This window comes from Arcanobacterium hippocoleae (assembly GCF_040360365.1).
Lineage (GTDB): Bacteria > Actinomycetota > Actinomycetes > Actinomycetales > Actinomycetaceae > Arcanobacterium_A > Arcanobacterium_A hippocoleae_A.
In genome coordinates this window covers 441,503-460,734 of the sequence record NZ_CP136412.1, presented here as the reverse complement: position 1 = coordinate 460,734, position 19,232 = coordinate 441,503, and the positions used below count along the sequence as shown (strand labels likewise).

The 19,232-nt window shown below is 47.3% G+C and carries 31 protein-coding genes, 1 tRNA gene and 1 pseudogene; 30 read left to right on the top strand and 3 right to left on the bottom strand.

Going from position 1 to position 19,232, the window contains the following annotated elements:
- Nucleotides 1–51 precede the first annotated feature (51 nt).
- Nucleotides 52–561 (top strand): hypothetical protein, encoded by a 510-nt coding sequence (locus RQN30_RS02390; RefSeq protein WP_353061104.1) that lies wholly within the window; start codon nucleotides 52–54, stop codon nucleotides 559–561.
- Nucleotides 562–919: 358 nt separating this feature from the next.
- Nucleotides 920–991 (top strand) — tRNA-Asn (locus RQN30_RS02385).
- A gap of 65 nt (nucleotides 992–1,056) precedes the next feature.
- Here RQN30_RS02385 and RQN30_RS02380 read toward each other — a convergent pair.
- Nucleotides 1,057–1,284, bottom strand: a pseudogene (locus RQN30_RS02380) (helix-turn-helix domain-containing protein); the annotation flags it as partial.
- A gap of 119 nt (nucleotides 1,285–1,403) precedes the next feature.
- Between RQN30_RS02380 and RQN30_RS02375 the strand changes: the two are divergent.
- Nucleotides 1,404–1,619: a helix-turn-helix domain-containing protein gene (locus tag RQN30_RS02375; RefSeq protein WP_353061103.1), complete on the top strand. Its 216-nt coding sequence runs from the start codon at nucleotides 1,404–1,406 to the stop codon at nucleotides 1,617–1,619.
- A gap of 238 nt (nucleotides 1,620–1,857) precedes the next feature.
- Here RQN30_RS02375 and RQN30_RS02370 read toward each other — a convergent pair whose 3' ends face one another.
- Entirely contained in the window at nucleotides 1,858–2,409 is a 552-nt protein-coding gene (locus tag RQN30_RS02370; RefSeq protein ID WP_353061102.1) for a hypothetical protein, read from the bottom strand.
- 26 nt (nucleotides 2,410–2,435) lie between these two features.
- Here RQN30_RS02370 and RQN30_RS02365 point away from each other — a divergent pair, with 26 nt between their 5' ends.
- From RQN30_RS02365 to RQN30_RS02250, 24 genes are all read left to right on the top strand, one after another.
- Complete coding sequence (locus RQN30_RS02365) at nucleotides 2,436–2,636, top strand: hypothetical protein (RefSeq protein WP_353061101.1); 201 nt, start codon at nucleotides 2,436–2,438, stop codon at nucleotides 2,634–2,636.
- Nucleotides 2,620–3,102 carry a hypothetical protein gene (locus RQN30_RS02360; protein WP_353061100.1) on the top strand — a complete coding sequence of 161 codons (483 nt, stop codon included), beginning with the start codon at nucleotides 2,620–2,622 and terminating at the stop codon, nucleotides 3,100–3,102. The genes RQN30_RS02365 and RQN30_RS02360 overlap by 17 nt, the downstream gene beginning before the upstream one ends.
- A gap of 11 nt (nucleotides 3,103–3,113) precedes the next feature.
- On the top strand, nucleotides 3,114–3,305 hold the full coding sequence (locus RQN30_RS02355; protein WP_353061099.1) for a hypothetical protein: 192 nt from the start codon (nucleotides 3,114–3,116) through the stop codon (nucleotides 3,303–3,305).
- Nucleotides 3,298–3,543: a hypothetical protein gene (locus RQN30_RS02350; RefSeq protein WP_353061098.1), complete on the top strand. Its 246-nt coding sequence runs from the start codon at nucleotides 3,298–3,300 to the stop codon at nucleotides 3,541–3,543. Before RQN30_RS02355 ends, RQN30_RS02350 begins: the two co-directional genes overlap by 8 nt.
- Entirely contained in the window at nucleotides 3,540–3,854 is a 315-nt protein-coding gene (locus RQN30_RS02345; protein ID WP_353061097.1) for an HNH endonuclease, read from the top strand. Before RQN30_RS02350 ends, RQN30_RS02345 begins: the two co-directional genes overlap by 4 nt.
- Nucleotides 3,855–4,139: 285 nt before the next feature.
- Entirely contained in the window at nucleotides 4,140–4,319 is a 180-nt protein-coding gene (locus RQN30_RS02340; protein ID WP_353061096.1) for a hypothetical protein, read from the top strand.
- Nucleotides 4,300–5,763, top strand: coding sequence for a hypothetical protein (locus tag RQN30_RS02335; RefSeq protein ID WP_353061095.1), 1,464 nt, complete (start codon nucleotides 4,300–4,302; stop codon nucleotides 5,761–5,763). The genes RQN30_RS02340 and RQN30_RS02335 overlap by 20 nt, the downstream gene beginning before the upstream one ends.
- 84 nt (nucleotides 5,764–5,847) lie before the next feature.
- Nucleotides 5,848–7,005, top strand: coding sequence for a phage portal protein (locus RQN30_RS02330; protein ID WP_353061094.1), 1,158 nt, complete (start codon nucleotides 5,848–5,850; stop codon nucleotides 7,003–7,005).
- On the top strand, nucleotides 6,977–8,383 hold the full coding sequence (locus RQN30_RS02325) for an HK97 family phage prohead protease (RefSeq protein WP_353061093.1): 1,407 nt from the start codon (nucleotides 6,977–6,979) through the stop codon (nucleotides 8,381–8,383). Before RQN30_RS02330 ends, RQN30_RS02325 begins: the two co-directional genes overlap by 29 nt.
- Complete coding sequence (locus RQN30_RS02320; RefSeq protein WP_353061092.1) at nucleotides 8,320–8,535, top strand: hypothetical protein; 216 nt, start codon at nucleotides 8,320–8,322, stop codon at nucleotides 8,533–8,535. The genes RQN30_RS02325 and RQN30_RS02320 overlap by 64 nt, the downstream gene beginning before the upstream one ends.
- Nucleotides 8,532–8,855 carry a hypothetical protein gene (locus RQN30_RS02315; protein WP_353061091.1) on the top strand — a complete coding sequence of 108 codons (324 nt, stop codon included), beginning with the start codon at nucleotides 8,532–8,534 and terminating at the stop codon, nucleotides 8,853–8,855. Before RQN30_RS02320 ends, RQN30_RS02315 begins: the two co-directional genes overlap by 4 nt.
- Nucleotides 8,852–9,241, top strand: a complete 390-nt coding sequence (locus tag RQN30_RS02310) for a hypothetical protein (protein ID WP_353061090.1) — start codon at nucleotides 8,852–8,854, stop codon at nucleotides 9,239–9,241. Before RQN30_RS02315 ends, RQN30_RS02310 begins: the two co-directional genes overlap by 4 nt.
- Nucleotides 9,242–9,253: 12 nt before the next feature.
- On the top strand, nucleotides 9,254–9,667 hold the full coding sequence (locus tag RQN30_RS02305; RefSeq protein ID WP_353061089.1) for a hypothetical protein: 414 nt from the start codon (nucleotides 9,254–9,256) through the stop codon (nucleotides 9,665–9,667).
- Nucleotides 9,664–10,083, top strand: a complete 420-nt coding sequence (locus RQN30_RS02300; protein WP_353061088.1) for an HK97 gp10 family phage protein — start codon at nucleotides 9,664–9,666, stop codon at nucleotides 10,081–10,083. The genes RQN30_RS02305 and RQN30_RS02300 overlap by 4 nt, the downstream gene beginning before the upstream one ends.
- Nucleotides 10,084–10,099: 16 nt before the next feature.
- Nucleotides 10,100–10,453 carry a hypothetical protein gene (locus tag RQN30_RS02295; protein WP_353061087.1) on the top strand — a complete coding sequence of 118 codons (354 nt, stop codon included), beginning with the start codon at nucleotides 10,100–10,102 and terminating at the stop codon, nucleotides 10,451–10,453.
- A 169-nt stretch (nucleotides 10,454–10,622) separates the two neighbouring features.
- A complete protein-coding gene (locus RQN30_RS02290) occupies nucleotides 10,623–12,167 on the top strand; it encodes a phage tail family protein (protein ID WP_353061086.1) in 1,545 nt (514 codons plus the stop codon).
- A 252-nt stretch (nucleotides 12,168–12,419) separates the two neighbouring features.
- Nucleotides 12,420–13,976, top strand: a complete 1,557-nt coding sequence (locus RQN30_RS02285; RefSeq protein ID WP_353061085.1) for a hypothetical protein — start codon at nucleotides 12,420–12,422, stop codon at nucleotides 13,974–13,976.
- Nucleotides 13,976–14,503 carry a hypothetical protein gene (locus RQN30_RS02280; protein ID WP_353061084.1) on the top strand — a complete coding sequence of 176 codons (528 nt, stop codon included), beginning with the start codon at nucleotides 13,976–13,978 and terminating at the stop codon, nucleotides 14,501–14,503. Before RQN30_RS02285 ends, RQN30_RS02280 begins: the two co-directional genes overlap by 1 nt.
- A 70-nt stretch (nucleotides 14,504–14,573) precedes the next feature.
- Nucleotides 14,574–14,840, top strand: coding sequence for a peptidoglycan recognition protein family protein (locus tag RQN30_RS02275; protein ID WP_353061083.1), 267 nt, complete (start codon nucleotides 14,574–14,576; stop codon nucleotides 14,838–14,840).
- A 46-nt stretch (nucleotides 14,841–14,886) separates the two neighbouring features.
- Nucleotides 14,887–15,276 (top strand): hypothetical protein, encoded by a 390-nt coding sequence (locus tag RQN30_RS02270; RefSeq protein ID WP_491608710.1) that lies wholly within the window; start codon nucleotides 14,887–14,889, stop codon nucleotides 15,274–15,276.
- A 4-nt stretch (nucleotides 15,277–15,280) separates the two neighbouring features.
- Nucleotides 15,281–15,601, top strand: coding sequence for a hypothetical protein (locus tag RQN30_RS02265; RefSeq protein WP_353061082.1), 321 nt, complete (start codon nucleotides 15,281–15,283; stop codon nucleotides 15,599–15,601).
- A gap of 6 nt (nucleotides 15,602–15,607) precedes the next feature.
- Entirely contained in the window at nucleotides 15,608–16,012 is a 405-nt protein-coding gene (locus RQN30_RS02260) for a hypothetical protein (RefSeq protein ID WP_353061081.1), read from the top strand.
- Between the two features lie 149 nt (nucleotides 16,013–16,161).
- Nucleotides 16,162–16,314, top strand: coding sequence for a hypothetical protein (locus RQN30_RS02255; protein ID WP_353061080.1), 153 nt, complete (start codon nucleotides 16,162–16,164; stop codon nucleotides 16,312–16,314).
- A complete protein-coding gene (locus RQN30_RS02250; protein ID WP_353061079.1) occupies nucleotides 16,314–16,526 on the top strand; it encodes a helix-turn-helix transcriptional regulator in 213 nt (70 codons plus the stop codon). The genes RQN30_RS02255 and RQN30_RS02250 overlap by 1 nt, the downstream gene beginning before the upstream one ends.
- Here RQN30_RS02250 and RQN30_RS02245 read toward each other — a convergent pair.
- Complete coding sequence (locus RQN30_RS02245; RefSeq protein ID WP_353061078.1) at nucleotides 16,523–17,320, bottom strand: tyrosine-type recombinase/integrase; 798 nt, start codon at nucleotides 17,318–17,320, stop codon at nucleotides 16,523–16,525. The two genes, RQN30_RS02250 and RQN30_RS02245, sit on opposite strands and share 4 nt — an antisense overlap.
- Before the next feature lie 220 nt (nucleotides 17,321–17,540).
- Here RQN30_RS02245 and RQN30_RS02240 point away from each other — a divergent pair, with 220 nt between their 5' ends.
- The 3 genes from RQN30_RS02240 (at nucleotide 17,541) to RQN30_RS02230 (ending at nucleotide 19,152) form a co-directional block, all read left to right on the top strand.
- Nucleotides 17,541–17,681: a hypothetical protein gene (locus RQN30_RS02240; RefSeq protein ID WP_353061077.1), complete on the top strand. Its 141-nt coding sequence runs from the start codon at nucleotides 17,541–17,543 to the stop codon at nucleotides 17,679–17,681.
- A 398-nt stretch (nucleotides 17,682–18,079) separates the two neighbouring features.
- Nucleotides 18,080–18,295 carry a hypothetical protein gene (locus RQN30_RS02235; protein WP_353061076.1) on the top strand — a complete coding sequence of 72 codons (216 nt, stop codon included), beginning with the start codon at nucleotides 18,080–18,082 and terminating at the stop codon, nucleotides 18,293–18,295.
- A 341-nt stretch (nucleotides 18,296–18,636) separates the two neighbouring features.
- Nucleotides 18,637–19,152, top strand: a complete 516-nt coding sequence (locus RQN30_RS02230) for a phosphoribosyltransferase (protein WP_353061075.1) — start codon at nucleotides 18,637–18,639, stop codon at nucleotides 19,150–19,152.
- The last annotated feature ends 80 nt before the right edge of the window (nucleotides 19,153–19,232 follow it).

Genomic DNA, 19,232 nt, shown 5'->3' with positions numbered 1-19,232 from the left:
AATTTTATGAATGTAATGTAAAGATTTTAAATACAGGTAAGGATTTGGTTTGTGTTTGGTAGATTGAAGAATAAGTTTCGCGACGATAAATCTGCGAATGTTCGTCGCGCTAATAAAATGCTTGCAGAGACGGATTACCTCGACGCTGCCGGAGAGGTAAAAGGCTTGTTGCGTGCATATCCGGACCGGTTTGAGATTTTCAGTAACGACGGTGTGCGTGAAGCGATTGAATGGTCGGATTTGCTGAATGGGCGATGGAGCGGGCAAGATTTGCGGTTGTGTTTGGTTTTCGTTGATCCGCAGCTGCCTGAGGTTGTGCTGCAGTTGAGTGAAAACTATAACGAACTTTTCGTTACTGCGGTGCGCGAGCGAATCGAGTATTCTTTGGTCTATCAGCTTTCCGATATCCTGCCTTCTGGTGTGGTTGTACGCGGGCAGGTCCGCCGTAATGCCGACGGGTCACTATTCACGCAGGTTCTTACTGACTCGACGCCTGAAGTTGCGGATTATGAAGCGATGATTTCATTTGAGGGCGAGCTGCGCCAAGCCGTTGGGTTGTGATTTGTTCGGATACTGATTCTGATTTGAATCCGCGTTTAATTTTGATTATTTGTGCATCAGGATTCTGTTTCGATTTAGCTTATTCCTGCCAAAATCTCTGTCCAAAGTTTCTGTGCTAAGAATTTTCTGTGTGAAATATCCGCAGTATCGAGATATCTGCTTTGCTGGTGAAGCCACTGTTTGTTTTGTTAGAGATTTCATAGCGGGAAGAAGCGCGGATTTGGGACGGATTTTTCAACGAATCAGGAATAGTGCCGGCATGATTTACACTGTTATCTGTGGCGATACGCACAAACAGCTATTTTTCCGTTTCCGAAATTTGACCTTGGGTGAAAATTTGCTAAAGTAATTGAGTCAATCCCGCGTAGCTCAGTGGCAGAGCATCCGACTGTTAATCGGACGGTCGTTGGTTCGAATCCAACCGCGGGAGCTGCAATACAGAAGCCAAGCCTTGAGCTTGGCTTTTTCATAATCACGCGACGGCGTAACCAAATCCCAAGGCGTAATACCGAAAATAGATGCAACTTTCGCAAGGTCAACTAAACCCCACTCGCGACGTGAATTGAGATAATGCGACACGGCTGCTGGTGTCACACCGATAGCATCTGCTAATTTTCTTTGATTGAAGCCGAAGCGCACCATGAGCACTTTAATATTTTCATTAATAATCGCCTGAAAATCATACAATGGCGACTGCTCAATTTTCCTAGCTAAATTATTCATATCTAAAATATATACCAACCTACACAAAATGTATAGGTTATCTATTAATGTGAAGTCAAAGTAACACTCTGGAAATATTATTACTTGCAATCGATACAAAATGTATCCATAATGAGCGTATGGACGATTTTAGTAAACGAATACGAAATTCCATTGAAAGATACAAGACTGAAGAAAATCTTGATTATGCAACTTTAGGCAATTTGTTATCGCTTTCTTTAGCCTCTGTAACTTCAAAAATGAATGGTTCGCGGCGTTGGACTTTGCGGGATTTGCGGAAGTTAGCGGCTCTTGGTGTGGATTTACCGCCGCTTAGTGGAAAGGATGATGCGTGATGGATGAGTTTTCGCGGCGGGTTACGCATAGGGTGCGGTGTTTCAAGCTTGAGTCTGGTCTTTCGTCTAAAGAGCTTGCTGAGTTGTTGGTTATGGCTCCATCGACGCTTAATTCAAAAATGTGTGGGGCTAGGCGGTGGACGGTTAGTGATATTCGCTTGCTTAGGTCTATTGGTGTGTATCTACCGGAAGCGGAGACAAAGTGAAATCTATGCTTAGTAGTACTCAGCTTGGTGAGTTAGCGGATTTTCTTGGTGAAATGAGTGGCGTGCTTACTACCGGACGGGCTTTCCCAAGCGAGAAGGAAGATGACTTCGCTCGGCTCGTCAAGCTGAAAGACATGAAGTTTAGCCATTTCAAAGCTTCGCGCTCTTGCGTCGATACAATCTTGCGCAAGTTCTACTATCTCGAATTGTCTTATCTCGCCTGCGGTGAATTCTTGGTTTTCAAACCGTCGTATTTTGAAACCTTTTACTGTGACAAAAATGGTGACGTTCAGGGCCGGAAGGTGCGAGTAGTTAACGACACTCAAGAGTCCTTTCTCGCGTTCGAATTCGAATTGCCAAAAATAGCAGGACTCATCTTCGGTGAAACTGAGTGCACGCAGCGAGAGCGTGTTTGCCTCGCGTGCTATTTCGTTAGCGCCCTTACTGGTCTCGCTCGCGACGAGAGCGATTTCATTCCCGTGCTGCGCGATTGTGTTGGCTTTATGCGCTTGGCGTACCGCGATTATTGCGATAGTTCCAGAGATTACAGCTATGGCGGTGGAGATGATTTCGTAAATACCCATGAAAAGAATTCTAGGAGCTAAAGATCATGCGTGGATATAAGTTTAATTGGTTTCTATTATCGTTTATTGGTTTTATCGCTTTTTTAACTTTTTCGCTTGGGATTATTGTTGGTGCTTATCTGAATTGTGCTGAGTGGGTCTTGATTGTGCTTTTGGCGAGTTTTGTTGCTTTGGCTTCCGGTGGGCTGACTTATATCGCGGTGAGGGGTAATGAAGATGGGGTCTAAGCCGTCAGCTGCGTGGTCGCTTAAAAGTCTTTTGCGTTCTCTAGCCTTATCGGGTTGGGGGGCGCTAGCTGGTGCGAAGATGCGGCATTGCCGGAGTGTTCTTAATGCTTTCGGTGACATTTTGCCTTCTGGTTCTGCTGAGGGAATCAGCACGGCTTGGCAGCTTTCTATTGTATCTGGCTATTCGGAGCGGCATACACGCAAGGCTCTGCAGACTTTGGAAGAGCTTGGGTTGATTACGTGGGTGCGTGGCGGGATTCAAGAGGGTAAGCCTGCGCCTTCTTTCTTTCGTGTTGTGAAGCGCAAGCTTGTTGAGATTATTATGCGCGCGAAAGAGGTTTTGCGGGGAAGCGGTTTGATCATGAGTCTAAGACACGGACGCGGATTGCTGATTTTGAAAAGAAGCGTAAATGTTTTCGCAGGTCAAATCATGCGGACATGGTTTCTAGCCTTATCTCCCTTATAAGGGGAGGCACTATGGTGCCTCGCCCTGATAAAGAATCTTTTGAGGAAAAAATGGCAAGAGTAGAAGTTTCGCGAATCGAGCGTGAGCGAGAAGAAAAGATTAAGGCGGAAAAGAATACTAGCAAGATACAAGCAGAAACCGGGCTTACGGGCGGTGCTTTAGCACTTGAAGTATTGAGAAGAAAGAGGCTGTTAAATGCATGAGCATGATTTAGAAATTTTGAAGCGACGGCTTAAGCAAGACCGGCTTGGACGACCAGTGAGCTTGCGGGGAAGTGTTATAAGGGCAAAGCAAATGGAAATGCTGAGCGTGTTAAAGCAGTTACGCTGTTTGTGTGCTCACACACCGATACAGAATAAAGCTTTTAAGCTGATTAATAGTATTGGCGAGATTCAGCAGGATGTGAATGCCATCGTGATGGAGATAGAGTTAGCTCAATGAGTGGGCGGTACTTGAGTGGGGATAGAGCCAGGAAGATGAAGCTGCTAGTGCTTTCTACTTACGGGTCGCGGTGTGCAAAGTGTGGGCATGTAATTGATTTGAATGTTTCGTATCCTGACCCGATGAGCTTTAGCCTTGGGCATCAGCTGCCATTGAGTAAGGGTGGTAGTGATGAGCTTGCTAATCTTCGTCCAGAGCATAGGGTGTGCAACATTAAGGCCGGTAACCGTGGAATTAAAGCAGCTCGGCGCCTTGAGGGTGAAGCGCGTTTTTCTGACCCCACCCCCGATCTACTCTCCGCCCCCTGGTAGAGATTTCCCCCGAAACGTAGGAAAACGGGGTGAGAACAGCCTGAAAAGGTATTATTTGGATGGAAGTGAACACGCAATGCCAGAAAAAAATTAGAAAAGCAGGCCGTTCTTTTTGAACCACCTAAAAGAGAATCGTCTATTGGTGAGAATGAGGAAACGGTTATCGCTTTACTTTCTGAACTTGATGCTTCTGGTTTGCTTTCAGGAGTTTACAAGGCTAAGGGGAATGTTCTGATCTCGATTGCGCGTGCGGTAGATCAAGGCTTGCAAGAATATAAAATTACTGTGGCGACTTCTAATTTAGTGAAGCAGCTTTATGAGGGACTTGCGGAAATGCCAGAACCGCCGCGTGAGAATAGTGCTGATTCTTACGATACTCTACGCCAGTTGATTGAGTGTATGACTGAGCAGGCGGTTAAAAACCCTGAAGATGGTAGTGAAGAGTATGAGCCAACCTATGATTAAGCCGGGCGCGCCTAAATATTACACGCATCGAAACCCGGCGCGTCCAACTCTCGGTCATGTCGTTGGGGCTATCTCGGAAGTTGTGCGTGGGCATAAACTCATGCCCTGGCAGCAATATGTGGCTAATGTAGCGTGGGAGCTAGATCCGGAACACCCTGGCGAGCTTTATTATAAAGAGGGTGATGTGACTGTTCCGCGTCAAGCGGGTAAGTCTGATTTGATTGAGGCCATGCATACAGCAGGCGTGATAATGTTCAAAGACTGGATTTCCGCGATGACTGCGCAAACCGGTAAAGACGCTGGCAAGCGCTGGCGTGCGTTGATTAATAACCTGCATCTTGATAAGGGCCGGCGCGGTGATGAGTGGAAAATAAACAGGGGTAAAGGTGGTGAAACCGCGATTTATCTTCCGCAAAACGGCTCTATTGTTCCTTTCACGCCAAAGCCTGATGCGCTGCACGGTGATCACATGAATTTCGCAACTATTGACGAAGAATGGGTTTTCGCTCTTGAAGATGGCGTTTTACTTGAGACGGCGATTAAACCAACTTTTTTGACTGTGCCTTTTAGTCAGATTTTCCGTGCTTCGACCAAAGGTACAGCGAATTCGACTTATATGAATCATAATCTAGATCTTGGCCGTGCAGCGGTCACTAATCCCGAATCTAGGCGGTTTTATTTCGAGTGGAGCGCAGATACCGCGCTTGCTGAGCAAGATCCTTACTCTGATGAGACACTCTCTTTTCATCCTGCTATTGGGTATACACAAACCGCGCGGCGTATGCGTGAACTTGGTAAAGATATGCCACTTGGTGAATGGCGTAGGTCTTTCCTGAATTTAGAGACGCAAACTACTGAAACGATTATTAATCTTGCTTTGTGGGATTCTTTGAGATGGAATTATGACCCTGATACCGCTCCAGCAGAGCGTGTGCTACCTGACCCGCCTGAAACGGTTATTGCTTGGGATTGCGCACTCGACTCGTCGGCTGCGACTATCTATGCAGCATGGCTCGCCAAAGATACGCATAATCCTTGCGTGCATTTGGTAGCGACCAGAGAGGGGACAGACTGGCTACCAGACGCACTCGAAAAGCTAGAGCGGCGCGGTTACCGTGAAATCTTGCATGATGATACTGGCGCTAACCGTACTATCTCGCAAAAGCTAGAACAGCAAACTATTCATTCACAGCAAATCAGTTTCGGTGAATACGCTACCGCTTGCCAGACCCTGCTTGACCGGATCGCAACCGGAAATATTGAACATGACGGTGCTTCCGTGGTGATTGATGCTATAAACTGCGCGGTATTGAAGCAAACAGCCCGCGCGCAGCTTTTCGATGCTCGTAATTCAGCGGGTAATATCGACGCTTTGCGGGCACTTGCTATAGCACAAGATGGCGCAGCGCGCATCCTCGCCAAGCCGATATTCCAGCTATTTTGAAAAATGTAAAAGATTTAATACAAAATTAATACAAAACCGGTCAAAACCTAGGCTATCGGCTAGTGTACGTTTTATTCTCAAGGTATGAAATTTGAACGAGCACTAGAACACCTCGGACTAATCACCCGCGCCGAGACCACCGAGCCAGTCACATCAACTAGCTCGGAATTCGTGCCGAAAATTCCATCACGTCAAGACGCTTCGCGTGACTATCGCGCACTAGACGCGGTTTACCGCTCGCTACAAATCCTTGAAACCTCAACCCGGCAGCTCTCTATTGATGTCTGGCGCTCTGGTGTGCAGCTTACTGAAAGTGATATCCCGCTTTGGCTGCGCCGTCCATCGTTTTTGTGTAATAGTTTTGGACAATTTACAGCCGAAACGGTTTCAAGTCTCGCGCAGCGCGGTAATGCGTACTGGAAAATTATCCGTAATCCTAGCGGCGAGATAGTCACGCTAGATGTGCTTAACCCGTTGCGTGTAGGCGTTATGATGAATCAAAACGGTTATCGCGAATACGCGCTAGACGGACGCAAGTTAAAAGCGTCGGAGATTATGCACCTTAGACTGACGCATGTTCCAGGCGAACCCCTTGGACTCTCACCCCTAGAAGCCTGCTCTGGAATATTGTCCGGCGCTTTGGAGACGCAAGATTACGCCTCACAATGGACACGTAAATCAGGCACACCCACAGGCATTTTGACTACTGACCAGACGCTTTCAAAAGCTCAAGCAAAAGAATATAAAGAGCAAGCTAACCGAGATTTGCAATATCAAAACGGGATCGCTGTCATGGGCTCAGGCTTGACCTATAAAAAGCTACTTTTCACCCCTGCAGAGCTCCAATATTTGGATTCGCAAAAAGACGCTGTAACTAAAATCGCGCGAATGTTTGGAATACCAGCGAAAATGCTACTCGCCGCAGTAGACGGAAGTTCAGATACTTACTCGAACGTGGAAAGCGAAAACCAGCAATTCGCGCGTCAAACGTTGATGACTTATCTTTCCGAAATTGAAGACGCTTTGACCGCTCTTGCACCGCGCGGGCAGCGTGTGAGATTCAATCTTGATGGCCTATTACGAGCCGATACTAAAACCCGCTATGAAGCACATCAAATCGCGATTAATTCAGGATTTCTAACCGTTGATGAAGTCCGCAAAATAGAAGGATTACAGCCAATGCCAGAACCTGAAAAGAACGGAGAAAAATCTGATGAAGACCCGCAACCGGCAAATAAATAATCTTGAGATACGTGAAACGAACGGAGCTAAAGGTTGGGAATTTGACGCGCTAGCTGTCCCGTGGGAAACAATCGACAATATTGGCGGTGGAGTATTTGAGCAGTTCGAGCGCGGCTCACTTTCGCCCGTACCACAGGGAGTGAAACTTAGGCTTGAACATGCTGAAACAATCGGGCTTATCACCGACTGTCGGAACGAAGAAGACGGTCTGTATATCACCGCGCGAATCTCTGATACCGCAGCAGGAAGAGACGCACGCACACTGCTGCTCGATGGTGCACTAACAGGCCTTTCAGTCGGCTTTAACCAGTGCAAACCCGCAAAGCAAGAAGAACGCGACGGTAAAACAGTTTTTACACAAACAGCTGGCGAGCTTTTAGAAGTATCTCTCGTGAGTTTCCCAGCCTATCGTGAAACCAATATTCAAGAAATTAGAACCAACCAAGAAAAGGACAATGCTATGAGTACTAAAACTATTGCTGATATTGATGAGTTACGCACGTCTATCAGCGAAATCTCTCGCGAACTGACTGCGATCAAAGAAAACACAAGCGGAGACAATTCCCACCCGCTTGCGCAATTCCGCTCTGCAGGCGATTTCATGAAAGCCTATGCAGCTAACAAGCTCAACGCCCGCGATTTCGCTGATGACGCTACACTGGTTAATAACCTCACGGTAAAGCCGGGATGGTTTGACCGGGAATTAAAACTCATGCAGGCAAAGCAGCCGGTCACAAACATTTTCACCCACGCAGCCGACCTGCCGCGCGAGGGGATGAGCTTTGATTATCCGATTATCGGAACCAATACGATTCAAATAGCAGAACAAGAAAAAGAGGGTGACACTCTTGTACACGGCAAGATAACTCTCGATAGCGGAAATGTTAAAGTCAAGACTTTCGGCGGTTATGCGCCACTATCACGCCAAGCAATTGACCGTGCTTCAGCAACCTACCTTTCGACTATCTGGAAAGCACAAGGAATCCAGTACGCTACCGCCATCGAATCCGAAACCCGCAGTGTACTTGTCGATACGATTACAAATAATCTAAAGAGCACAAGCATTGATTCAACTCTGACCGCGACCACGCTGACCGTCGATGAGATTCTCTCACTCACCTTAGAGATTATTGATCATTTTGATGATGAAGTACTCTGGCCGTTCACCGGAATCGCTGTTTCTGCTGACGTCTTCGCCTATTTGACAACTTTGGGTGAGGATAAAAAGCTTTCCAGCTTACCGGCGCACCTACCGATAAAGTTGGCTATCTTTCGATTTCCTCGCGTAAGGGTGAAATCGAAGGCCTGCAAATCGTGCGGCTCCCGGCTGAAGCAGGTGCAGGGCATTTCCTCGGGTATTCAAGTGAAGCAATCGTAGTACACGAAGCGCCAAACGCACCTATCCGCCTATCAGATGAGCGCGACGACACAAACTTAACTAACGTTTACACGGTCTACGGTTATGCAGCACACGAAGTACAGTCTGCAGGTATCGTACCAGTCAAATTCGCTGGAACCGATATCGAATGATTACTGTTACGAAAGAGCAAGTAGGAAACGCGCTTTTCAATGAAATTGGCTCTGCCACAACGCTACGACTAGAGAGCGCGAAAACTATCGGTAATCAGGCTATAGAGCTTGTCTCGCGCTTTGTCGGAAGCTCGGAAGTACCGGAAACTGTGCAGCTGGCAGCTTGCTTAACCGTCGCCCGCGATTTACACACAGCAAGCCAAGCTCCCGGAGGTGTCTACTCACCTTTCGGCGACGGCGGAGCCGTGAGGCTAGCTCGTGACCCAATGAAAGGCGCATACCCTATGCTAGCCCCGTTCGTGGAAGGTGGATTCGCGTGAGTATCTATCAAAACAGAACGGAAATCTATACGGCTTTAACGAATTTAACGGAGGTAGAAGGTCAAGCAATAAGCGTCTACCCAAGCCCGCCACAAAACCCGGCTGCTTTTATTGCTTACATTGAGCTTTCTAACGCCACGCAAGGCAAAGCATTCGGCAGCCTCGATACCATATGGGAGATTACGGCCACCGGCTCGGCAAAACAATCAACCCCGGCAGCTACAGCGTTTCTTGACCAGCTCACCGACGCAATCATTACCGTAATCATCAGCACTGGCGTGGGCAATGTTGATGATGTGCAGCCTTATTTCGTGCTAACCGATAACTCAAGCGGAGGCACAGTCCCCGCCACAAGAATCACTATTACATCTCGCACAAACCTTTAAGGAGAAGAAAAAATGGCAGCAATAGCGCGCCTTACCGGCGCTTCACTATCTTTCAAGCTTGACTCGCAAGAATACATGGCCGAAATCAGCTCTTGGGAACTATCAGAAGAAGAAGCAGACAAAGATATTCAAACTTTCGCTGATGAATCCTCAGCCAAGCAAAAACTCAAAATCGCTTTCCTGCAATCCTTGCAAGCCACCTCGCTTCATCAAGTACTTTTCGATAATCCAGGACGGAAAAACGTGCAATTCAAGCTTATCCCGTCCGGAAATATCGAGCTATCGACTGATAATCCAGCCTATCAAGGTACTTTGAATTTCCCGAAGCTTCGCCCAACTGTCAGCGCTGAAGCAAAATCTGAGGGCTCAACAACAGAAGTCGAATTCGATATCGTAACATTTCAGAAAGTAACAAGCGAAGTATGAGCACATGGGCGACAAGCGGCGGAATAGGCGGAGCTGGTGCAACAATAGAAATTGACGATATTCAGGCAACATTAAAAGCGTTAAATGATTTCGGGGTAGCAGCTAAAGATTTACGTGCGGGTTTCCGTCCTGCATCGCAACTACTTGCCCGCAAAATCCGCGCCACTGTGCCAGTACGTGATAAATATTTGCGTAAATCAATCCGCGCCCGCGCCCGCATAGACCGTGCAGACGTCACTATTGGCGGGCGCAGCGCATATTACGCTCCAGTAATCCATTTCGGTTGGCACGCTCACAATATCCAGCCCAATCAGTTTATGTTCCGAGCACTCGACCAATCACAAAACGAGATTGTTAAAACACTTCAAGAATCATTAATGCAAATAGCCCACGCAAACGGCCTAGAAACAGTATAAAGAAAGGATTTTAGTCATGGACGAAAATCAGATTAACGACTCAGTACAAGAAGAGTTTCTAAATACTCTCACGATGGTAGAAATTGCCAAGCTGGAAGCTAATTTTGGCATCCAGATTGATAATGTCACGAATTTACAGTTTGGCCCGATGTTTTCCGCGTTAGCGTCTATCGCGCTTGACCGCCTAGGAATTCATGCAAATCAGCCAACAATTGAAGCGATGACGCTTGACGAAGTAACAGAAATCTTCGCAGCTGCTCAGAAACACGCGCCAGATCGTCCAGCAGAAGTTTACGAGATTCTTCGGCAGGTGCGGGGAAAATTCCAAAGCGACTCTACCGACTCTTCGGAGCAGTCGCCTGCAGCCTAAAATACACGCCTTTTGAATTCTGGTCTATGAATTATCGCGAATTAGATGCGATTTTCGAGCAAATGCAAGAAATATCAAACATTATGAAACACCGTTAGGAGGATACATGGCTAGTCGTTCTACCGTAAAAGTTCATGTAAAAGCTGATATTCAACATTTTCAGCGCGCAATGCGCAAACTCGGCGATACTACCGGAATCACCAAGCTAACCAGCGGGGTAAAACACCTTGGAACGCACATGCTCAGCATCGCACAATATGCTGCTACCGCCAGTGCAGCTTTAGGCGGTGTAGCAGTAAAAGCAGCAGCAGACCTCGAACAATCCACCGGAGCAGTCAAAGACGTATTCAAACAATACGCTACAACGGTTGAAACCTATTCAAGAAAAGCTTCGAGTGCCGTGGGACTATCGGCGAACTCTTATAACGAACTCGCCACCCTGCTTGGTACACAACTGAAAAACGGCGGTACCGCGATAGACCAGATAGCAGGAAAAACAGACCAGCTAATAAAGCTTGGTGCAGACCTTGCAGCAGGGTTTGGAGGCTCGACCGCTGAAGCAGTCCAAGCACTGTCTTCAGCCTTGAAAGGCGAGCGCGACCCGATAGAGCGCTACGGTGTAAGCCTGACCCAAGCAACGATAGACGCACAGGCGGCAGCGTTAGGTTTCCACAAAGTCGGCGGAAGCCTATCAACAGAAGCTCAGCAGGTGGCGACCCTATCTCTAATCATGCAGCAAACAAGTGATTTTCACGGTAAATTCGCTGCAGAAAACGACACGCTCGCACATAAAGCGCAAGTAGTGAAAGCAAAACTAACTAACATGGCAGCAACGCTCGGGAAGCTGCTTTTGCCAATCGTCTCGCGCGTAGTTGACTATTTCGACGCAAATCTAATGCCTATCATGCAAAAATTCTTCGCATGGCTTTCAGATAATGCGATACCGAAAATCAAAGAACTAGCAGGCAACTTTCAAGCTAACTGGCTACCAGCCTTACAAAACATTGGCAGCACAATCATTTCCGTGCTGATACCCGCTATAACTTCGCTAGTGGGCTGGATATCAAATAATTCTAGCGTGCTTTTACCACTCGCCGCAGGAATCACATCTGGTGTTGCAGCATGGAAAGCCTTCAGCCAAGCCATGAAAATAGTACAATCAGCCAGTGCTGTAATCAATCTTATCAAGATTGGAACTGACGCTTGGAAAACCTCGACCGAGGGAATGACGCTAGCGCAAAAAGCTTTGAACCTAGCTCAAAAAGCATCTCCAATCGGGATTATCATCACCGCTATAACCGCTCTTGTCGGAGTAGTTATAACGCTGTGGAACACAAATGAAAACTTTCGCACAGCTATTCTCAACGCTTGGAACTCGATTAAAACAGGATTTTCTGGCATTGTTAACTGGTTCCGCACTCTTCCCAGTCTTTTCGTGCAGATAGTGGCAAATATCGGTAACGGGATACGCAACGGCTTTAACTCAGTAGTCAGCTTCATGCGCTCTATTCCATCAAAAATTCTTAACGCTCTAGGAAATCTCGGCTCACTACTATTAAACGCCGGTAAAAACGTGATTCAAGGCTTCCTCGATGGAATCAAATCGATGTGGAACACCGTAAAAATAGCCTTTCCGCGCTTACCGACTGGCTCCCAGAATGGAAAGGCCCTGCTAAAAAAGATGCAAAAATATTACGCGGTAGCGGACGTTTAGTAATCGGTGGATTCATTGACGGGCTTGAAGACAAATACGCACAAGCCCGCCGCTCACTGAGTGATTTTACTGATAGTCTTTCCGGCTCTGTCACTATCGGGCAGCTCGCGCGTGACCTCGGCACGTCAAACCGAGGCGGTAGACAAGTCATTTATCAAATATATATTCATGCGCTAGCGCCATCGCCTGAAATCGGCAGGCAAGTAGTGCAAGCAATAAAAGACTACGAAAACGCGGGAGGACGCCGATAAAATGCCATACAGTACACGCATCTATGAAGACGAAATCAGCACACTCGCACGCTACGAGCAGCTAAACGGCTACACAATGCTAGAAGACGTTTTCCACGCGCAGCTTGAAAATCTTGACCCAAGCAAACAATGGACAATAAGTGTTTCTATCAATCTATCTAGTGGGCAAACCGCGCCGGTATCAGTACAAAATCAAATAGTTACATTAACCAAAACAGTAAAATCTCATGACTTCAAAATCAACCCGCTAGAGCCGGTAACAATCAACATCGAAGCAACCAACGGCACGCAAATATCAATCGCAGTGCAATCGCTAGACTCATTCTATGCAAGTAAACGCTTTGCTCTGCTCGCATATCTACCCCGCCAAGAATATCAAAGCGCTGTGCTTGGTAAAGCCGTCCTCGGCTCATTCAAGCTTGCCAGTACTTCCAAGCCAACTAACGGCTTCATACTTGGCACGTCAGTGCTTGGCACCGCAGCCCTCGCTGCTGAGGTAAACTTGAAAGCCTGGCAAAATATCATCGGCCCCGGCACGTCAATTAGCGTCTCGCGCGGCGTAGAATTCAACGGATTCACCTCAAAAGCCGACATCGGCACACTAAGCTTTACCGCTTATAACGCGCTGATCCCAGCGGTATCGAATCTAGTGCGCGGAGTAGAAATAAAACTCATAGACGCTGCTGCTCGTCGCCCGCTCTACACCGGAATAATCCAATCATCGAAAATCACGCCAGCGAAAGACGGCACCTACACAATGAAATTTCAGTGTGCCGACATACTCTCAAAACTCTCAGCCGTGAATAAATACCAAAACACGCGAGAAGTTGGCGCAACCTGGACACAAGTCATCAACGAGCTACTAAAAGACAACTACTACTATTCCATTAGCGCGCCAAAGTCTGGACGCACCCCGCTAATCGGCTCAATCGTCAAAGAATCCAGCCTAACGGATTATCTAGATATATATTGCGCCACCGTCGGCGCTTCATGGTACGCAAACCGAGCCGGAAAACTCGTCTTCACCGACACCCCCGAACACATGCCAAAACTTTGCGTATCTGACGTCCAGAACAAAATAACATCAATCGCCACAGTTTACCCCGTGCAAATAGACGCCGAACACGATACCAGCTCGGTAATCTCAAATCTTGAAGCTACCAACAACGACGCTATTAAAGACGAAACCGGCGAATGGAAATCCATCACCAAGACGGCACGAGTCGAAAACCAGACACTCAAACAAAACTACGGTGAGAACAAACTGTCAATTGAAACATGTGCAGTATCGACCAGCGCCCTAACCAACTATCTTGCAAGCCTACTTAGCCAATATGTGTCTAGTCAGTCCGTGAAGCAAGCAGAATTCACACTCATAAACGACTCAGAAGAACAGCCTGAACTGCATCCACTGCTCGCTATAGAAATTCTCGACCCGGTACTAATCCACTACCGCAACACCACGAACCTCGCGCACGTACAGCGAATCAGCTACGAAATCACACCGCGCAAAACCACCTGCAAACTCGACTTCATCAACCACAAGGAGAAATATTAATGTACAAATTCCAAGATGGCGAAGTACTAACTTCCGAAAAACTTAACGAAGCACTAGCAGCAGCCGATGACGAAATAAGTAAAATCGTAGCACCTCTCCGCTCGGGAACCGCAGGTGTTTTCGGCTCTTTCAAGCGCAGCAGCGAAATATCGGGATTCTACACTAGCAGCTGGTATCAAACCAGCGGGCTTTCACCAATATCAACTCTCACAGGTGTTTCGCTTAATCAAGGGCGTAATATCCGCATCCAGAAAACCGGCTGGTACCGCGTAAGCGCTAGCGGAAAATTCTATAACTCTTATAAAAATCAGGGTATCGGAGTCTCTCTATATATCAATAATTCCCAGCGTACGGATTGCGAAATCACGGGCGCGCAAACATGGGACTACGTCACATTGCAAGGGTCTTGGTACCTACAACTCGAAGCAGGACAAGAACTAGGACTCGGGTATATGGCGCAATCCTCAAACACCCGCGTAGTCGGCTCGATAACTCTCACTATAGAAGGTGTCACACAATTCTCATAAAAACACACATAGGAAAGGAAAAAATTAGGATGAGCTATGCATACATTACAAAACATTCTTCCCCGAATTTTTGGAAAGGACGCCCCAAGGAGCGCCTAATCACATCACCATACATCATTGGGGAGACCCTGCAGCCGGTGCCACATTCCAAGGCGTAATCAACTATCTTTGCCGGGAAAACGGCAGCACCAGCGCACACTACGTTGCAGAAGCCGGACGTGTAGCGTGTATCGTAGACCCTGACAACCGCGCATGGCACGCCCGCGACTTGTCCAACCCTCGCGGTATCGGAATCGAATGTAACCCCGCTGTAGTATCCAAGACCGCGAAACCGTAGCGGAACTAATCGCAGATTTACGTAAAACCTACGGTAATCTGCCCTTATACCCTCACAAAAATTTGTTAATACTTCCTGCCCGGGAATATGGGAGAGATATCTTGCGTGGCTAGACACCCGCGCAAACCAAATCCTGACTGGACAAAACCCCACCGCGCCCGCGCCACAAGCTTTTGATATCGAGCAAGCAGCCCGCGCCGTTATCGCCGGGAAATACGGCAACGGGGAGCAGCGTAAATCGGCGCTCGGGGCGAATTATCAAGCCGTGCAAGCGCGCGTGAATGAGATTCTAAGCGGAAAACCAACACCAAACATAGACGCGCTGGCGCGTGAAGTGCTCGCTGGTAAATACGGCAACGGCGCTGAGCGCAGGCAAGCCTTGGGAGCGAATTATGAAGCAGTGCAAGCGCGCGTCAATGAGATTCTAGGGGTGTGAAAAAATGAGTCTAGAATTATCGCAAGTCTTATTGACTATTCCAGCTATTACCGCCACTGTGCAGTGGTTGAAAACTCTCGGAATATCTGGCAGAGCCAGCCAACTATCAGCCGTTATTGTTGGCGTATTGTTCGCCCTTGTCACGCTCATAACAACTTATAGTGAACAGATCAGCAATATTCCGCTCTCGCTATGGCTACAAACAAGCGCGCAAGGCTTCATGCATGGTCTAGCATCGGCAGGCTTCTATGATTTAGCTAATGGGAATTTTAAACAAACACCGCGCACGACCACGGGCAAGCACGCTTTAAACACTGGAGAATAAAAAAGTATGAGTGATTTTATTTATATTGTCAGAGATTTAGGCGGTTTCGCTGGAATAGCAGCAGTACTTGCCGTGATACCACAGCTAATAACGATCAAGAAAAATACTGATAGAACCGCGATCAAAGTCGGAAGTTACGCGGGAGACTTAAAAGAACAAATAGACCGACTAGAAAACTATATAGAAAGCGAAAGAGAATTTTCAATTATTTTAAGAAAAGAGCTAGTAAAACGGCTCGATTCTCACGATAGGGAATTCAAAGACATTAAGGAGAATTTAAAAAGTTTGATTTCCTCACGTAAAAGTGATTTATCTCATGCAAGCAGTAATACCTACTCATTTGATACGTGTCTAGTGAGTAGGTATTATTATTTATGTAAACGAAAGGAGGTGAAAATGTGGAATACTTAGGCGAAATACTTGCCGGACTTGGCGCGACTCTTGCAGGAGTCGCAAAGCTGATTGAAGTGCTCAAGTCCGACAAGAAGAAGTAACAACAAACGGGTTTCCCCTTAGACAACAGTCTAAGGGGAGGCCCGCCTAAGTGCAACATGGACATTATGAAAACGTTAGAAAGCTATTTCGCTTTAGCTCTCGGCCTGACAGTGGTATTTGTCGATATGCCTGCTCCAGTAAAGCTAATCGGTGGAGCAGTAGCGCTAAGCCTTGGGGCGTATGCGCTAGTGCAAGCTATTAGAAAGCAGTATAAATAATGCCTACACATTATTTGACTTTACACGGCTTTGCTGTGCGAATCGGCATCGCCTATTCAAGCATTAGGAAATACCAAGCAGACGGGCGGTTACCAGAGCCAGATGCGATTTTAGGGGAAGGTAAAGCCGTCAAATACGGCTGGCTACCCGAAACCATCGACAAATGGCAATCCGCCCGCCCCGGACGCGGAAGATCATGGAATAAGGACTAGGCAGCAGCAGCGCTGATAGCCACTGCTCGCAATCGGTCGTTTTGTAGCGCTACATAGCGCTGTGTGGTATTCAAATTCGAGTGCCCAAGCAGTTCTTGCACTGCACGAATATCGTAAGTATTCGCATAAGCGATAGTAGCAAATCTGTGCCTTAGTGAGTGCATAGACCACTGAGGTGGAAGATATGCGCGTACCCGCTTTGCGAGATAATCCTCGGTAATATGCCCGCTTGAAGATCGTGCAGGATAGAGCCAGAAATTACGGCGGAAATGTACACGCAATTCAAGCGCTAAAGAATCGTTTAACGGCACTACTCGCTCTTTTCCACCTTTTCCGTGTACTAGAATTGTCCACCCAAGCAGGTCTTGGAAAATATCATTACGGCTTACGCGCGCTATCTCGGCGCGTCTAAGCCCCGCTTCACCAGCAAGACGCACCGCTAATCGCCACCTATCGGGAATAATCTGCAAAAGCTTCACATATTCAGATTCCGGCAGCGGGTGCGGGCGCGCCGGTTTTTCGCGTATAGTCGGCAATTTAGCAGCAGGATTATCCGCAATCTGCTCAGTGTCATAAAGCCAAGCGTAAAAAGTTGTCAGTGTGGAGCGTACAGAGCGCGCCGTCTCATTAGCCCAGTCGTGCGCACTCATAAATCTCTCTAAATCCTGCACCGTTGCAGTGAGTAAATCCACGCTTTGCGAGATTCTATTCAGATAATATCGGCGGGTTTTAATCGTGGCATTTGACGCACCGCCCGCGCGTAAATGGCTTAAAAAATCGCTAATTATTTCCATTTATTCATCATGCGACGCGCCTGCTATCCAGCTCAATCACTGGCGCTAAATAGCCCACATCAGGCAAAAGCCGTATATCGGACGGTCGTTGGTTCGAATCCAACCGCGGGAGCTGCAATACAGAAGCCAAGCCTTGAGCTTGGCTTTTTGCATAATCACGCGACGGCGTAACCAGGGTTAAGTAGCAAAAGTGTGGGCTAAGTGCCAAAAATCGTTGCTTATGGCGGTGTGTGGTATCAATGAAGGATTCGATGGCGCGGCGGGCAGTGCTGCGGGTGTAGAGCCAGTAGTTGGGCGCAGTGAGGATGTGATTTTCTGTCCAGCCGCGGTAGAGCGTATCGGAGATAATCCGGCTTTATAACTACGTTGTTTCGCTCCATGTGCAGAACTTAAGGAAAAGTTAAGTATGCAGCGCAATAAAGGCAAGGAACCTAAAAGACTGCCGCTTTCCCGCACTACCGCAATGAAAAACTAAATGAAGCTTAGTCCGTAGGTATTGTTTTGTGGAGAGTGTTTTTGGCGGCGCTGCGTGGTCATGTGATGGTTTTATCGTAGTTTGTGTTCAATTTCTGTTTCGGATTGCTAGCCGGGTTTAGTTGGAGTGTTTTAAGTTGGCGTGTGTTTTTTGGTTTGTTGCCGCGTTACTGCGGACATCGCCTGCTGTCGTCGAAATTATGAGAATTGTATCTGGTTTATTTAATAAGCTGGCGAAAGCTCATCTGTATCTTGGCAGGAACTTATTTCACTGCCTAACATGCAGTGCCATCATGTTTACGTTACGTAACTGGTGGCAAGAACTCATTTCACTACGTAACTGGTGGCGGGAAGCGGAAAATTTTACGTAAGTGGTGGCAAGAACGTGTGCTGCGATTATTACCGTCGAAAGTACTTGCGTTTATGCTGGTTACTGGCTTACCGGAACGACGGCTTTCCCGTCGGAAATCAAAACCGCGCATTTTGCCATCAGTTACGTAAGCCTGCAAGCATTTTGCCACCAGTTACGTTAAAATCTGCGATCAGGTTTCAGCCTGCATAACTTCTGCAACACCTTCGGGAGGGAAAAGCAAGTTTGGCGTACCGGGAATTTCAGGCGTTGCAAACGGAGCGGATTACCGCTTGAAAAATGGCAGTGCGTGTTCGTGAAGTGTAGGGGCGGTTATTTCAGTATTGATATATTGGCGCCAATATATCAGCGCCAAACAGATATTTCATAACGTCACGCCGAATATCTCTCTCGGAGATGGATATCTCGATAAATTAACCAGACAAGGTACGTTGCTCATATGATTCTTAATTCCGGCAGGTTAAGATGAACTATGGCTTATTTTACGGATAATTCGAAAGTTGCAGATAAAGAGATCCTCACTTGGGAAATGTTCGGAGATGCTTCTCGTGAACTTGCACAAAATATTGTCGATTCTGATTTCAAACCGGATATTGTTGTCGCTATCGCCCGCGGCGGTCTTGTACTTGCAGGCGCGCTCACGTATGCGCTTGGTGTGAAACTTTCCGACGCAGTGAATATCGAATTCTATACGGATGTACATGAGACTCTGCCTGATCCGGTGCTCCTCGCCCCAATGCTGGATATTGATTCAATCCGCGGAAAGAATGTGCTTCTCGTGGACGATGTGGCTGATTCTGGGCGAACTTTGAAAATGACCGTCGATTTACTATCGCAGTATGAAACAAATGTGCGCTCCGTCGTGCTCTTCACAAAGCCGCGGACGATTATTCACCCAGAATACTCATGGAAAGATACTGAAAAGTGGATTTCGTTCCCGTGGTCAGATAAACCGCCTGTTGTGAAGAGTCCGTGTGTGCAGGCGTGATACAGCGGAAAATAGTTTTTAACATCCCAAATTGACTTAAAACAGCTTAAAAAATCTTGCGCATATCCATAACATTACAA